12 protein-coding genes and 2 pseudogenes are annotated in these 13,873 nt (G+C 60.9%); 6 read left to right on the plus strand and 8 right to left on the minus strand.

All coding sequences use genetic code 11. The features are described 5' to 3' along the window. Nucleotides 1-195: pseudogene (locus FY112_RS37165) on the minus strand (putative sulfate exporter family transporter); the annotation flags it as partial. 64 nt (nt 196-259) lie between these two features. On the opposite strand from FY112_RS37165, the gene FY112_RS06790 reads away from it, so the two are divergent. Then, the gene (locus FY112_RS06790; RefSeq protein ID WP_151518039.1) at nt 260-1,183 is read left to right on the plus strand and encodes a LysR family transcriptional regulator; all 924 of its coding nucleotides are present in this window, start codon (nt 260-262) and stop codon (nt 1,181-1,183) included. Nucleotides 1,184-1,343: 160 nt separating this feature from the next. Here the strand turns inward: FY112_RS06790 and FY112_RS06795 are convergent, their stop codons facing one another. Next, a complete protein-coding gene (locus tag FY112_RS06795; RefSeq protein WP_348642721.1) occupies nt 1,344-2,432 on the minus strand; it encodes an AraC family transcriptional regulator in 1,089 nt (362 codons plus the stop codon). Between FY112_RS06795 and FY112_RS06800 the strand changes: the two genes are divergently transcribed. The 3 genes from FY112_RS06800 to FY112_RS06810 all read left to right on the plus strand — a co-directional run bounded on the left by FY112_RS06800 (nt 2,392) and on the right by FY112_RS06810 (nt 4,936). Then, nucleotides 2,392-3,108, plus strand: coding sequence for an SDR family oxidoreductase (locus FY112_RS06800; protein ID WP_128460563.1), 717 nt, complete (start codon nt 2,392-2,394; stop codon nt 3,106-3,108). The two genes, FY112_RS06795 and FY112_RS06800, sit on opposite strands and share 41 nt — an antisense overlap. A gap of 260 nt (nt 3,109-3,368) precedes the next feature. After that, a complete protein-coding gene (locus FY112_RS06805) occupies nt 3,369-4,286 on the plus strand; it encodes a DMT family transporter (RefSeq protein ID WP_064655493.1) in 918 nt (305 codons plus the stop codon). A 200-nt stretch (nt 4,287-4,486) separates the two neighbouring features. Next, entirely contained in the window at nt 4,487-4,936 is a 450-nt protein-coding gene (locus tag FY112_RS06810) for a pyridoxamine 5'-phosphate oxidase family protein (protein WP_151518040.1), read from the plus strand. Between the two features lie 22 nt (nt 4,937-4,958). On the opposite strand, the pseudogene FY112_RS06815 reads toward FY112_RS06810, so the two are convergent. Then, nucleotides 4,959-6,205, minus strand: a pseudogene (locus FY112_RS06815) (DUF763 domain-containing protein). A gap of 104 nt (nt 6,206-6,309) precedes the next feature. Between FY112_RS06815 and FY112_RS06820 the strand changes: the two are divergent. Beyond that, on the plus strand, nt 6,310-7,836 hold the full coding sequence (locus FY112_RS06820) for a phospholipase D-like domain-containing protein (RefSeq protein WP_094088365.1): 1,527 nt from the start codon (nt 6,310-6,312) through the stop codon (nt 7,834-7,836). Here FY112_RS06820 and FY112_RS06825 read toward each other — a convergent pair. Next, a complete protein-coding gene (locus FY112_RS06825; protein WP_131708089.1) occupies nt 7,783-8,745 on the minus strand; it encodes a lysylphosphatidylglycerol synthase domain-containing protein in 963 nt (320 codons plus the stop codon). The genes FY112_RS06820 and FY112_RS06825 overlap by 54 nt on opposite strands. 172 nt (nt 8,746-8,917) lie before the next feature. Between FY112_RS06825 and FY112_RS06830 the strand changes: the two genes are divergently transcribed. Next, nucleotides 8,918-9,646: an endonuclease/exonuclease/phosphatase family protein gene (locus FY112_RS06830; protein ID WP_017956676.1), complete on the plus strand. Its 729-nt coding sequence runs from the start codon at nt 8,918-8,920 to the stop codon at nt 9,644-9,646. 3 nt (nt 9,647-9,649) lie between these two features. On the opposite strand, the gene FY112_RS06835 is transcribed toward FY112_RS06830, so the two are convergent. The 4 genes from FY112_RS06835 to FY112_RS06850 all read right to left on the minus strand — a co-directional run. Further along, complete coding sequence (locus FY112_RS06835) at nt 9,650-10,162, minus strand: hypothetical protein (protein WP_131643237.1); 513 nt, start codon at nt 10,160-10,162, stop codon at nt 9,650-9,652. Between the two features lie 72 nt (nt 10,163-10,234). After that, nucleotides 10,235-11,368, minus strand: a complete 1,134-nt coding sequence (locus tag FY112_RS06840; protein WP_151518041.1) for an FAD-binding oxidoreductase — start codon at nt 11,366-11,368, stop codon at nt 10,235-10,237. Between the two features lie 96 nt (nt 11,369-11,464). Beyond that, the gene (locus FY112_RS38440) at nt 11,465-13,000 is read right to left on the minus strand and encodes an amino acid ABC transporter permease/ATP-binding protein (RefSeq protein ID WP_151518042.1); all 1,536 of its coding nucleotides are present in this window, start codon (nt 12,998-13,000) and stop codon (nt 11,465-11,467) included. Between the two features lie 190 nt (nt 13,001-13,190). Continuing rightward, nucleotides 13,191-13,873: ABC transporter substrate-binding protein (locus FY112_RS06850; RefSeq protein ID WP_151518043.1), on the minus strand; the 683-nt coding region annotated here is incomplete at its 5' end.

Consider the following 13,873-nt stretch of genomic DNA (forward strand, 5'->3'; position numbering starts at 1 on the left):
GATCAGAATGGCGAGCACGAGGCTCTCGATCCAATGCGAGCCGAAAACCATCATCTGCAGCTGCTCAACGAGATACGCAGAGAGCGTGACTGCAGCACACAGGACGAGTCCCGGCAGGACGGCAGGAAGCGACAGGGAACGTGAGGCGGAAACGATCATCGGCAAGACCTTGCGGAGGACTGCACTGTCCCACACTCAATTGTCGACTTCCATTGAATAGTTTGGCATAGTTCATTCGCTAAAATCGAACGATTGAATCATGACCTTTGAACAGCTTTCCATTTTTGTCGCGGTTGCGGAACGCGAGCATCTGACCAAGGCCGCCCTTGCGATCGGGCTGACGCCATCGGCTGTCAGTTCGGCTATCCGCAATCTCGAGACCTCCTATGGCGTCGAGCTTTTCCACCGCGTCGGACGCCGCATAGAGCTGACATATGAAGGACGGGTGTTTCTGGGGGAGGCTAGAGCGACGCTGGCGCGCGCAAAGGCCGCAGCGCTCGTCCTGTCCGATCTCGGCGGCTTGCAAAAGGGTGAACTGGTCGTTTTTGCGAGCCAGACGATCGCAAGCTACTGGCTACCGGCGATGCTGATGCGTTTCAAGATCCGGTACCCGGGCATTGACCTGAAGCTGATGATTGGCAACACGACCACGGCGGCAAAAGCGGTCCTCGATGGATTGGCTGAAGTCGGCTTCGTCGAAGGCAGCGTTGACGAGCCGGCGCTGCATGTTCAGCCGCTTGCCGAGGACGAACTCCTTGTCGTCGTCGGTCCCCGCCATCCCTGGGCGCGTGGCAAACCAATTGCACCGGCGGACCTGATTTCAGGGACGAAATGGGTCATGCGGGAAAAGGGGTCCGGAACCCGGTCGGCTTTCGAGGCGGCGATTTCCAATCTCGGCATAGCCCCCGCAGATTTGGCTGTCGCGCTGCAACTGCCATCGAACGAGGCAGTCATATCGGCAGCAAGAGAGGGCCTCTGCGCAACGGTCGTCTCAGGTGCCGTGGCCGCGCCGCTCTTGACGCAAGGTCTGCTGGTGAAGGTGCGCTTTTCTTTGCCGTCCCGGCAATTTGCAATCCTGCGGCATAAACAAAGGCACTCCAGCCGTGCCTCATTGGCGCTGGAAACGATTTGTCGCGAGGATAAAGCGGCCGAAGTCCAGAATTGGGATGATTGGGCGCTTTAGCCAATCCACCGCGCCGGTGGGGTCGTTGCTGAGCGAGCGGCCTTATGGACCAGAGACAAGCGCCTACGGGCCGCGGTTTCCCTGCACACCGGTCAACGTGCCAACCAAATCCTGAAACAATATTGTCACGAGGCTCGCTAAATTGCGCGTCCGAAACTGGTCATCGCATCATCGGATCGCCCGACGTCACAGGCGCAATGGCCTTCGCGCGAAGCCGGCTTGCGTCGCGGGCGGGCGGAAGTCCGAACAGCCGTCCGTATTCCCGGCTGAATTGGGACGCGCTTTCATAGCCGACGGCGAAAGCGATGCGGGTGGCGTCGCCTGGAGTCTCGAGCAACAGACGGCGTGCCTCGTGGAGCCGGAACCGCTTCTGATACTGGATGGGCGTCATCGTCGTTGCCGCCTTGAAGTGGCGATGGAACACCGAAACACTCATTCCCGTCATCCGCGCCAGATCTTCGACTTTGAAAGATTCAGTGAAGTTTTCGCGAATCCAGGCGAGCGCCCGCCTGACCTGCGACTGTCGGCCGTCGATCTGTGCGATCTGCCGCAGCTTCGCTCCCTGCGGCCCCTGCAACAGCCGGAACAGGATTTCCCGCTCGATCATTGGTGCCATGACGGAAATTTCGTTTGGCCTGTCGAAAAGTCGCATCATCCGCAGAAACGCTTCTTCGAGCTGCGGATCGCTCGGGCTCACGCCGAGGCCACACAAGAATTCCGGATCGCGCACGTCAGGCATCTCGATCAGAAGGTCGGCGATGTTGCGGGCGTCAAAGCTGAACCCGACGCCGAGAAATGGTTTCTGGCGGCTCGCCTCGGATATTCTGCCAAAGACGGGAACCTCGACCGAGGCGACGAAGTAGCTGCCCGCTCCATAGTGCAGTATGTTCTCGCCGCAAGTGATTGCCTTAGCGCCCTGCAGCACCAAGCATATGACAAGCTCCGTCATGCCTGCCGTCGGCTCAGTCGTGCGTTCTGCTCTCAGCAAACCGACGCGTGGAATGGCGGTCGTCGTGCTGCCGCCACGCGAGTGCCTCTCGATCAGGAACCTTAGTTCTTCGCTTACATTTTCCATGCCTGTTAAATTGCACCCGCCTCCAACGCGCGCAAGGCCTTCGACAGGATTAGGCAAGAGTTCAATAGAATTTGGCACGCGGCCGGAAGCTCGCCCCCTCATATTGGACAGGCAACCAGAATGGAGAACCACCATGTCAAAGAATGTATTGATCACCGGCGCCAACAAGAGCATCGGCTTTGAAACCGCTCGACGGCTCGGGGAAATGGGTTATCGGGTTTGGCTCGGCGCCCGCGATGCGGGGCGCGGTGAGAGTGCGGCGCAAACTTTGCGGGCCCAAGGTCACGATGTGCGTTTCCTTGAAATCGCCGTCGAGGACGACGCAAGTGTGAAGGCGGCCGCAGATCGTGTCAGGCAGGAAGACGGTAAACTCGACGCACTGGTCAACAATGCGGGCATACCCGGAGCATTCGTCGATCCGGCGGATCAGACGGTGGACGACATCCGTCAGGTCTACGAGATCAACGTGTTCGGGCCGATCCGAATTACGCAAGCTTTCCTGCCTCTGCTCAAGGCCGCGAGTTCCGCCAATGTCGTCAACGTCAGCAGCGAGCTCGGTTCGCTTGGCGCCCTGACAGATCCGGAGAGCGAATTCTATGGTGTGAACAGCCTGGGCTACAACAGCTCGAAGACGGCCCTCAACGCGGTGACCGTATCGTTTTCCAAGGCCCTCGCGTCGTTCGGCATCAGGGTCAACAGCGCGGATCCCGGATACACAAAGACCGATTTCAACGGCAACACAGGTTATCGGACGGTCGAGCAGGCAGCTGAGATCATCGTTCAGCTTGCCGTCGCAAACGACGGTCAGACGGGCGCCTTCATCAATGACAAGCGCACACTACCTTGGTGAGCCTGACTTGATGGGGTGAGCGGGCACCAGTGGGCTCTATCCCAAAGACGGCGATTTATTCGCTGGCTCCACGACGTTACGTCACCTGGCCGCCCCGATCAGAGAGGTAGCTGTCGGTAGAGGTGAATGAGGACGGTCGCTCGCCAACCCTATGGCAAATTCGGGTGCAAGCGCTTCAAACTGACCATTGACATCCGCATTGTTAAGGCAGAAGCCGCACTCGGCCGCGCATGCGCGGCCGTTTTGCGAGGATGCGAGAGATGAAGACCAAGACTGGCGTAGCCGATGCCGGAAACCTGATCATAACCGGCGTCGTGCTGATGCTGCTCGGCGATCTGCTCTTTGCGCTGAACGATGCAATGGGCAAGTGGCTGGTCGCGAGCTTTGCCGTCGGCCAGGTGCTGGTGATCCGCTCGGTCGGCGCTTTCATCGTGCTCGGACCCATGATCCTCCGGCAAGGGCCGATGGCCTTGTTCCGCGTCGAGCAGAAGGGCCTGCAATTCATCCGTGTTTTCATGGCGACTGTCGATGTCGCCCTGTTCTACGCTGCCGTCGCCTATCTGCCGCTGGCAGATGTCATGACCTTCTATATGGCCGGACCGATCTATATTGCGGCGCTTTCGCATTTCTTTCTCGGAGAAAAGATCGGTTGGCGCCGGTGGCTCGCCGTTCTGATCGGCTTTGCCGGCGTCGTCATCGCGTTGCGTCCATCCACGGCGATGCTGTCGCTTCCATCGCTCTTCGGTCTTGCCGGCAGCCTTGCCTTTGCGCTGTCGCTGGTGATGAGCCGCTATCTGCGCTCGACCAGCGACACGACGCTCGTGACCTGGCAGACGATCGCGGCGCTCGTCACCGGCATCGTTTTAAGCGTCGGCCACTGGCAGCCGGCAACGCTCATTGATTGGTCCGGCATGCTGCTGCTCGGCATCGTCGCCTCCTGCGCACATCTGCTCATCACGCGCTCGCTGAAGCTCGCGCCGGCATCGCTGCTTGCCCCGCTGCAATATACGCTTCTGCTCTGGGCGATCGTCCTCGGCTACCTCTTCTTCAATGATATTCCCGATACGCAGATCATCGTCGGTGCCGCAATCATCGTCGTTGCGGGGCTCTTCATCTTCCACCGGAAGAACCTGAAAGAGACGGTTCCAGTCGAAGCCGTCCCGCCCGACGGCCATTGAAGCTACAGCGCCGCGTATCTTTAGCTTCACACAGGACGTTGCAACCAGTGGAACCTTCCTGTCTTCACCATGCTCATCCTCGAGGCACCGCTCGGATGGAAGCTTAATCTCAAACGGATCGAGACTTAGTCGTGGACTTTCCACGGAACAATCTGGACGCTTGCACGCTACTTCCGAGCATTCAAACCCGGGAGATCGCAATGGCGTCCATGACCCTCGAAGACCTATCCTCGCAACTGAAGAAGATCGATTTCTGCATGCTGTCGACGAACGCCGGGTCGGGCCGCATCTCGGCCCGACCGATGAGCAATAACGGCGACGTCGAATATGACGGGGATTCCTGGTTCTTTTCCTATGAAGACACCAGGAAAATCACGGAGATCGAAGGTATCGACACCGTCTCGCTGACGTTCACGGCGCCTCCCAGCCTCCTCGGCAAACCGGGGATTTTCATCGCTGTGGAGGGCTTCGCCTCGCTGGTGCGGGACAAGGCGGCTTTCGAAGAACATTGGGTGCTCGATCTCGAGCGGTGGTTTCCCGAAGGTGTGGACACTCCCGGGATCGTTCTTATCAAAGTTTCGGCGTCCTCCATCCGGTACTGGGATGGTGAGGAAAACGGTGAGGTCACCCTGCCCGGCTCAGCGAGTTAAGATAGTGGCATAAAGAGGCGCCCTACTCTGCGGGCGGCTCCTCCCAGCCGAAGACGCTGCGGCCGCCGAAATCGGCGGATTGGCGGAATTCGCCCGCGATGATTTCCTTGAGGTCGGGACCCGTGACATAGCGTTCCATCTGCCTGGATTGGTCGTCCAGGCGCTTGAGAGCCTGCAACTCCTCCTCGCGTCCGAGCCTGCCCTTCTGCACCGCCGATTTCATCACGGCGATCGTCTCGTCATAGACCTTGAGCGGGACCGGAAAAGGATGGCGGTCCTTGCCGCCATGGGCGATCGAGAAGCGCGCCGGATCGGAAAAGCGGCAGGGCGCGCCGTGGACGACTTCCGCCACCATCGCCAACGCCTTCACAGTGCGGGCGCCGACGCCTGGAACGAGCAGCAGCTCTTCGAAATCCGCCGGCCCGCGGTCGGCAGCGGCAGCCAGATTTCCGTGCAGGCGCCGCATGTTGACGTCGCTCTCGCGGACATCGTGATGGGAAGGCATGATCAGGTGCGGCAGCATCAGCTGTTGGGCAGGTTCCGGCGCCGGCTCTTCGGCACGCAGCAGTGCGGCGGCTTCGCGGATGATCCGGTCGGGCCCGAGGGTTGTCAGCAGATCGAGCTGACCGCGCCGCGAGCGTTCGGCGCGCCTGTCGGCAAAAAATTGACGATCTCGCCCTGGCTCCTTCCCTCGATTGCCGCATGCGGCGAGTCGACGAAGCTCTCCAGCCCTTCGGACAGCCAATGATAGCGCCGGGCCTGACGCCTGTCGCCGTTCATGCCTTGCTGCACCACCACCCAATGGCCGTCATCGGCAACGATGAACCCGTGCAGATAAAGGTCGAACCCGTCCTGAAGGGCGGCGCTGTCGACCTTAGCGATGAGACGGCTCGTGGTCGCGAGCCCCTCGCCGTCGAGACCGACGCGCTCGCCGATCGAGACGAGTTCCTGAGGCGTCTTGCGAGAATGCGCGCCACGACCGCCGCAGACATGCAGGCCGAGCTCGCCGGCACGCGGCTTCAGCCCACGCTTCAGCGCGCCGAGAACGCTGGTGGTGATACCGGAAGAATGCCAGTCCATGCCCATGACCGAGCCGAAGGACTGGAACCAGAAGGGATGCGCGAGCCTGCGCAGGAATTCGTCGCGGCCATAGTGATGGACGATCGCCTCGGTGATCAGCGTTCCGAGTCGCGTCATCCGGTCGCCGAGCCAATGCGGCACGCGTCCCCCGTGAAGGGGTAGATCGGCGCTGCCTGCTCGTTGTGACATCTCGTTTCCTTGCATTCTGCACGACTGGCGGCCGCCGTCCAACGCCATCGGGGAACCCAGGCAAATTCCGGGCGTTTGTGCTCCAGTTAGAGGCCGAGGCAATCATGACGACATTCGAAACCATCTTCAATAACCCGAGCTTGTCGCAGACAAAATCAAAACGGCCGAGCGACCGCCAAAAACAGGAGGGCAGCGCCTTGTGTCTGGAAGGGAGCGCTGCCAAGGCGGCCTTCCTGATCAATGGCAACAGCTATTTCGCCGAGCTGGCGCGTGCGTTGCGGCAGGCGAGGCGCACCATCTGGATCATCGGGTGGGATTTCAATGCATACATCGGGTTGGAACCCGATAAGTCCGATGAAACCCTGGCCGACCTGTTGCATGCCCTGGCAGCGGCAAATCCGGAGCTCGAAATACGCATCCTCATCTGGGCGCTTGGCCCCGTTTATTCTGGCAAGTCCCTGCAGATGCTGCGGAAGAAAAGCTTTCCCAGAAATACGCGGATCGATCTACGCTTCGAGCTTCAGCCGACATTGCGCGGCTGCCACCACCAGAAACTCGTCTGCATCGACGACGCCGTCGCCTTCATCGGCGGCATAGACCTGACGTCGCGCCGGTGGGACACCTGGCTCCACCGCGCCAAGGATACATTGCGACGTGACCCCAAGGGTGTTTCCTATGATCCGTTGCATGACGTTCAGGCAATGGTCACCGGCGACGCTGCCAGGTTGATCGGCGATATCGCCAGGCGGCGCTGGGAAAACACCACCGGTGAAAACCACCTGCCGCTGGCCGAAAACGTTCCCTTTGCCTGGCCGGACGATCTCGCCGTTTCCATGAGGGAGACCGCAGTCAGCTTCGCGCTGACTGAGCCCTCGACCGCACTTCGCCCCGGCATCAGCGACGGCATCGCCATGACATTGGACGTCATCGCCCGGGCACGGCGGCAGCTTTACATCGAGGCGCAATATCTCGCCTCCTTCCGCGTCGCCGACGCCATTGCCGCGCGGCTGCAGGAGGAAGACGGGCCTGAAGTCGTCATCATCTGCACGCGCAGCTCTCACGGGCTGATCGAAAGGATTGTCATGGGTGGCAATCGCGACCGGGTCATCCGCCGCCTGAAACGCGCCGATCGTGCGGACCGCCTGCGCGTCTATTATGCCGTCGTGCCCGGGCCAATCGTGCCCGGCCTAGTCACGGCGAAAGAGAGCGGCGAGGTGGAGGTACTCGTCCATTCCAAACTGATCATCGCCGATGATGAGCTGGTCCGCATTGGCTCCTCCAACTTAAACAATCGCTCGGAAGGGCTGGATTGCGAATGCGACATGCTTGTAGAGGCCAGTAATGGCGAGCACAGGCGCGCGATCGTGGATCTGCGCAATCGCCTGCTTTCGGAATATCTCGGAACCACCCCGGAAAGCTTTGCCGCAGCCTTTATGCAAAGCGGCTCGTTGATCGAGGCAGTTGAGGCGCTCAATGACGGGCCTCGGGGTTTACGGGAATTCACCGTGGAACTGTCGGGCAGCATTTCACCGATTTTTGGCACGGCGATCTTCGACCCGGCTCGACCCTTCGCAGCTTTAAACCGACTGGGCCTCGACGCGCTCATCCGCCTCATCTTCCGCCCCGCGTGAGCTCCGCCGGAAAACGACCTCGCTGATGACGAGAAGCGTCGTGCCGAGCGCCAGCGGGATGAAGAAATAGGCGCAGCGGAAAGCAATCAGCGCGCCGATCGAGGCCTCCTTCGGCACGACATAGGAGACCGTCGCCTCGAGCACGCCGAGACCGCCCGGAATATGCGTTGCGAGGATCGCGGAATTGGCAAGGACGTAAGCCGTTACCGACCTGAAGAAGGCCACGTCGCCGAAAGTGGAAAGCATCTGGTGCAGGCAGGCGGAGACGAACATGAAGTTGATCGTCCCAATTCCGATCTGCGCTACCGCGATCGAAAATCGCGGCAGCTGAAACGACCAGCGCCACAGCCGTAAGATGCCGCGGATGAAAAACGCCAGGCCGGCATAGACGACCGGCACGACCAGCGCCAGCACGCCGAAGATGCGCACACTTGCCGGATCGATGCGCAGCAGGCGCCCGGCATCGCGGGGATTGACGATCATAGCAATGCCGCCAAGCGTGATGAGCCCAAGCCCCACCGTGACGCCGCAAAACAGGATGATCTTCGCCACGTCCTCCGCCGTCAGCCCCCAGCGTGAATAGAAGCGATAGCGAAAGGCGCCGCTGCTTAACCCCGCAAAGCCGATATTGTGGCCGAGCGAAAGACTGACGAACGAGGCGAGCAGGATGTTCCGGTAGGGCAAGGATTTGCCGAGCGAGCGGATCGCCAGGAGGTCGAAGCAACTGAGGCAGAGATAAGATGCCGCCGTAAACAGAAGCGCTGTGCAGAAGGTCGAGAATGGAATGCTGCGAACCGATTGGACGATCTCATCCAGGCTGTACTGTTGGAAGATCCGATAGAGAAGGAAGACCGCAAGACAAAGGGCGGCAGCCAGCAGTCCATTCCAGATTATGCTTTTCCAGCTCATCGATTATCCAATCCGAAACGCAATGCGCAGATTTTACGGGTTAGAGCGTCCTTCGCGCGTTCGAAGAACGCACGAACGCGCTAACCTCGATGATCTGGAACGATCAAACGAGTTCTGTGTTCCCCCGAAGGACAAGTTCTATGTCCTCGGGGAACGAGCTTTCAGCGGGTCTATGCCGGACAAATCAATCAAACTCCTCACCTATAATGTGCATAGCTGTATCGGCGGCGACCGGAAGCTCGATCCCGCCCGCATAGCTTCTGTCATCGCCGAGGCTGAGGCTGATATCGTTGCTCTTCAAGAGGTCGACGTCCTCAGGCGCAGGACCGGCGGCGTCGACCAGGCCCATGCGATCGCCTCGCTTTTGAAGATGCAGGCTCATTTCCATCCGGCGCTGTCGATCGCCGAGGAGCAGTATGGCGATGCGATCATCACTTCGCTGCCGACAGGCGCGGTCAAGGCCGGACCATTGCCATCCATCGGCGAACAGCGCGGCGCCATTTCCGTCGAAATACTGGTCGGCGACAGAAAACTGCTGGTCGTCAACACCCATCTCGGCCTTCGTGGCCGCGAGCGCATCCGGCAGATGACGACATTGCTGAACCCCGGCTGGCTGCACGGCATGGCGGATGAACCTCTTCCAACCATCCTCTGCGGCGATTTCAACGCTATTCCGTCATCGGCGACTTACCGACTTGCCGCGCGGTCATTGAAGGACGCCCAGCTTGCAGGCAGCGCCGCGCCGAGAGCGACCTTTCCCTCGCGCTACCCGCTGATGCGCCTCGACCACATCTTCGTCACTGACGATCTCATCGTCAAACAGGCGGCGGTCCTGGAAAACCGCCTAACAAGGGTTGCGTCGGACCACCTGCCTCTGCTCGCGGAAATCGGCTTTGCCTGATAGTCATCGACGTTGGGCGAGCTTCCGGTTCATCGCTGCCGCCACCAATGGTAGCGCCGTCGTCGCCACGGCTCCCAGAGGCAACCGCATGATGCCCCGCGTGACGACGAAGGCCGCCGCCATAGCACCTGCCAGCTTGAGCCACGGCTGATTGCCGAGCTGCGCATGGGCGCTGGCATCGGCCCATCGGACGTTCTCCGTAACGACGGTCGCGGCCTGATGTTGGATCACGTGAAGGCGAGCGCGAAGGTTTTCGAGTTCTTCTCTCAGTTCTTGCAGACGGCCTTCCAGGACATGACCTTCGTAGATCGGGAGAGGCTCCTCGACAGTGTCTCCAACGGAAGCATGACCACCGAGCGTCGCAATATATGCCCGATATTCGGCCTCGCTGGCGAAACCCTCACGTCTGATAAGATCAGGGTTGATGCTTGCCTCCTCGAAGGAGGCCGGCGCGGTTTCCACACCGTCGCGCATGTCGTTGTTTGTGCCGGTGTCCCTGAGTTCGTCCTTCATGATGCGTCTCCAGTTGTTCCTGTGCGATAGAACGCTCGACGGCTCAGAAGGATGCATCGGCCTCCGCTGCTGCCTTCATCTTCGCGACGCGCTGAAACGCTCCGGCCGAAAGTCCGCCAGCAGCGGATGGCGGCGTCCGGTGACAATCTCGTCCGCCAGAAGTTCGCCGGCAATCAGGCCGAGGGTGGCGCCGCTGTGGCTGAAGGCGACGAAATAACCCGAGATCGACGGCAACTCACCGAAGACGGGCTCGCCGTCGCCCGGGATGGGCTTCGGGCCGACCCCATAATCTTCGACCTCCAGCACCGGATTGCCTTCGAGAACCCTGGAGGCCTCGCGCAGCAATCCTTCCAGCGTCGATTGCCTGACATCATAGCTGCCGTCGGGCTTCACGCTCACCTCTTCCTCGGACCAAGCGGCGTCGAGCGCGAATCCACCGTTGGGCGTCGGCCGGATGGCGACGCGAGGGGTGTTGAGCACGGCCTTCAGCGGATGGCGGATCGGCTTGGTCCGGACGAGAAGGGCGACAGGCGTTGCATCGCCGATATGCTGGCCGGCCTCGGCCACGATTGCGGGAACGTCGCCGCCGGCAGCAAGCAGCACGGCATCCGCATCCCGGCGCATGCCGTCTGCCGTGATCACGCCACGGGCACGCCCGCTTTCGACATCGACCGTCGCGCGACCCGCGTCCGTGATGATCTCGCCGCCCAGCGTGCGGAATTCCTGCGCGAGCACGTCCATCAAGGACGGAAGATCGACCCAGCCCTCCCCGGGATTGAAGATCGCGCCTTGGCGCGTCACAGTACTGGCGTCCACACCCGGCGTTACCCCAGCAATTCTATCCGGGGTGAGCCATTGCGCGTGATAGCCGAGGTCGCGCTCATAGTCGAAGATTTCGGCGATCTCGTTGGCATCGTCCGCATCCCAGGTCAGGCCACCGCCGAAGCGCAGCCACGGCGCATCGGGATACCGGGCGGCCAGCGTACGGTAGCGATCTATGCCGGCCAAGCGCAGCCTGTGATAGGCATCGGAGCGTTTGCGCGCCGAGTTGAGCCAGGCGAGCGAACGGCCGGAGGCGCCGTTAGCAAGCGGGCCATCATTGATGAGCACGGTGCTGACCCCGAGCCGGGCCAGATGGACAGCGGTCGAGACGCCAAAGATGCCGCCGCCGATGACGACGACCTTCGAAGGTTTGGTGGAAGCATTCATGTCGATAACCTTGTTTTCTGCTCTTGCTAGATCGAATGAAATCCGGCGCGCCCGGCATGAGGACGACCGGGGGCACCATGCGTTGCTTCAGGCGGTTCAGAGAACTTCAGCAAGGAAGCGCTTCAGCCGCTCGCTTCGGGGATTGTCGAAAATCTGCTGCGGGCAGCCAGCCTCGACGATGCGGCCCTCATCCATGAAGACGACCTGATCGGCCACCCTGCGCGCAAATCCCATCTCATGCGTCACCACGGCCATCGTCATGCCCTGGCGGCCGAGAGCGGCCATCAGGTCGAGCACGCCCTTCACCAGCTCGGGATCCAGCGCACTCGTCACTTCGTCGAAAAGCATGACCTCCGGATCCATGGCCAGCGCGCGTGCGATGGCGACGCGCTGCTGCTGCCCACCCGACAGACCTGCCGGCCGATGATCCCGACGCTCTGCGAGACCGACCTCGGCCAGACGCGCCTCGGCGATGCGCCGCGCCTCTTGCCTCGGCATCTTCTTGATCTTGGTCAGCGAAAGCATGACGTTCTCGAGTGCCGTGTGGTCGGGAAACAGGTTGAAGTGCTGGAACACCATGCCCACACGCCGGCGCAGCCTCTCCGGTTTCATCGCCAGGATGCTCTCGCCATCGAGCAGGATGTCGCCGCCCTTCGGCTCGACAAGCCTGTTCATGCAGCGCAGCAGCGTCGACTTGCCCGAGCCGGAAGGGCCAATAATGCAGGTGACGGTACCAGCGGCGATGTCGAGATCGACACCCTTCAACACGTCGAGATCGCCATAGGCCATGGTGAGGTCCCGGATGTTCAGGGCGCCGCCCTTGAAGCGCGGCGTACTCTCCTCGGCCGTGCCCGTGGGATGGGGGCCGGCAGCGGCCCGCAACTCGCTTACCTCGACCAATCCGCTCGCAGCACCCGAGCCGCGGCCTTGTTTTCCCAGGCGCAGTCTCGCATCGATATAATTGACGAAGTGGGTCAGCGGCACGGTGATGACGAGATAGAAGACGCCCGCCAGCAGCAGCGGTGACAGATTGCCGGTGACGACGGCCTGATCCTGGCCGACCCGGAAGATCTCCCGCTCGGAAGCAAGCAATCCGAGGAAGTAGACAAGGCTGGAATCCTTGACGTTTCCGATGAACTGATTGACCAGCGCCGGCAGAACCCGCCTGATGCCTTGGGGGATGACGATCAGGCGCATGCCCTGCCCGTGGCTCATGCTGAGCGCCCGGCAGGCTTCCATCTGGCCGCGCTCGACGCTTTGAATGCCGGACCGGAAGATTTCGCCGATATAGGCACCGGCAATCAGGCTGAGCGCCAGGATGCCGAGCGGAAATGGAGACGGACCGAAGATCTCGCGCCCAATCCGGGCAAAACCCTGGCCGATGATCAGGATCGTGACGATCGCCGGCAGCCCGCGGAAGATATCGGTGTAGATGCGCGCCGGCAGCCGCAGCCAGCGGGATTGCGAGATGCCCATCACGGCAAGCGCCATACCGATGATGACGCCGAGCACGGTCGAGGCAGCGGCCAGAATTAGAGTATTCTTCAGGCCGACGCTGATCATGCTCGGCAGAACTTCCGCCATAGCGTCCCAGTCCAGGAAGCTGCGGCGCAGATTTTCAAGCCAGTTCATTCAGATCCCCATGAATTCTTGCCGATGCAGACGCCGACTAAAGCGCATCGCGATCTTTCAGATTCGCTTGTCGCGCTTTAGGTCTTTGTTTTTACGCATGTCGTTGTCGCAAAACCGCGGCACACTTTTGCGCGACATGCTTTAGCAGTGCCTTGGTAAGCCGCCCGCCATGAGCGGGCGGCTTACGGCATCACTTCTTGGGAAGATACTGTTCCGGCATCGGCGAGCCGGGGAACCACTTTTCGTAAAGGGTCTTCCAGGTGCCGTCCTGCATCGCATCGTGAAGCGCGCCGTTGAGCGCCGTGCGAAATGCATCATTTCCTTTTCGGACCACGAAGCCAGCAGGCGCATCGAAGGACGGGATATTCACGGCGACCTTCAGCGCGGGATAGCGCTCGCCATATTGCTTGGCGGCCTCGTAGTCGAGAAAATGCGCATCGACCGTTCCGTTGTTGAGCGCGGCCACGGCAGAATTGTTGTCGGGAAATTTCACCAGATCGGTTCCCCCGAAATTCTTGGCTGCATAGACTTCCTGCAAGGTCCCCTGCACGACGCCGAGACGCTTGCCCTTGAGGCCATCGGCATCCTTGATAGCGGCATCCGGGGTCAGGACGGAGAGATAACCGGCAAGATAGCCGTCGGAAAAGTCGACGGTCTTCTTGCGGGCTTCGGTGGTTCCGATCGCCGCAACGGCAACGTCGAACCTTTCGTTTGCGACCGACGGCAGGAGTGCTGAAAATTCCTGGCCCGTGAACGTCACCTTGTCTTTTTGAAAGCCGAGGCGGGAGACGACGTTGAGAAACAGCTCGATATCGAAACCGGTGAACTGACCGTCCGCCGTGGCAAACGTATAGGGCTTGGAATCGCCCATCG

The organism is Rhizobium sp. PEPV16 (assembly GCF_008919455.1).
Lineage (GTDB): Bacteria > Pseudomonadota > Alphaproteobacteria > Rhizobiales > Rhizobiaceae > Rhizobium > Rhizobium leguminosarum_Q.

Excerpts from the sequence above, each read along its gene's own strand:
- FY112_RS06840 (WP_151518041.1), bottom strand. The coding sequence starts at position 11,368 with ATGAATGCTTCCACCAAACCTTCGAAGGTCGTCGTCATCGGCGGCGGC.
- FY112_RS06810 (WP_151518040.1), top strand. The coding sequence starts at position 4,487 with ATGGCGTCCATGACCCTCGAAGACCTATCCTCGCAACTGAAGAAGATC.
- FY112_RS06795 (WP_348642721.1), bottom strand. The coding sequence starts at position 2,432 with ATGCTCTTGTTGGCGCCGGTGATCAATACATTCTTTGACATGGTGGTT.
- FY112_RS06790 (WP_151518039.1), top strand. The coding sequence starts at position 260 with ATGACCTTTGAACAGCTTTCCATTTTTGTCGCGGTTGCGGAACGCGAG.
- FY112_RS38440 (WP_151518042.1), bottom strand. The coding sequence starts at position 13,000 with ATGAACTGGCTTGAAAATCTGCGCCGCAGCTTCCTGGACTGGGACGCT.
- FY112_RS06800 (WP_128460563.1), top strand. The coding sequence starts at position 2,392 with ATGTCAAAGAATGTATTGATCACCGGCGCCAACAAGAGCATCGGCTTT.
- FY112_RS06820 (WP_094088365.1), top strand. The coding sequence starts at position 6,310 with ATGACGACATTCGAAACCATCTTCAATAACCCGAGCTTGTCGCAGACA.
- FY112_RS06825 (WP_131708089.1), bottom strand. The coding sequence starts at position 8,745 with ATGAGCTGGAAAAGCATAATCTGGAATGGACTGCTGGCTGCCGCCCTT.
- FY112_RS06805 (WP_064655493.1), top strand. The coding sequence starts at position 3,369 with ATGAAGACCAAGACTGGCGTAGCCGATGCCGGAAACCTGATCATAACC.
- FY112_RS06830 (WP_017956676.1), top strand. The coding sequence starts at position 8,918 with ATGCCGGACAAATCAATCAAACTCCTCACCTATAATGTGCATAGCTGT.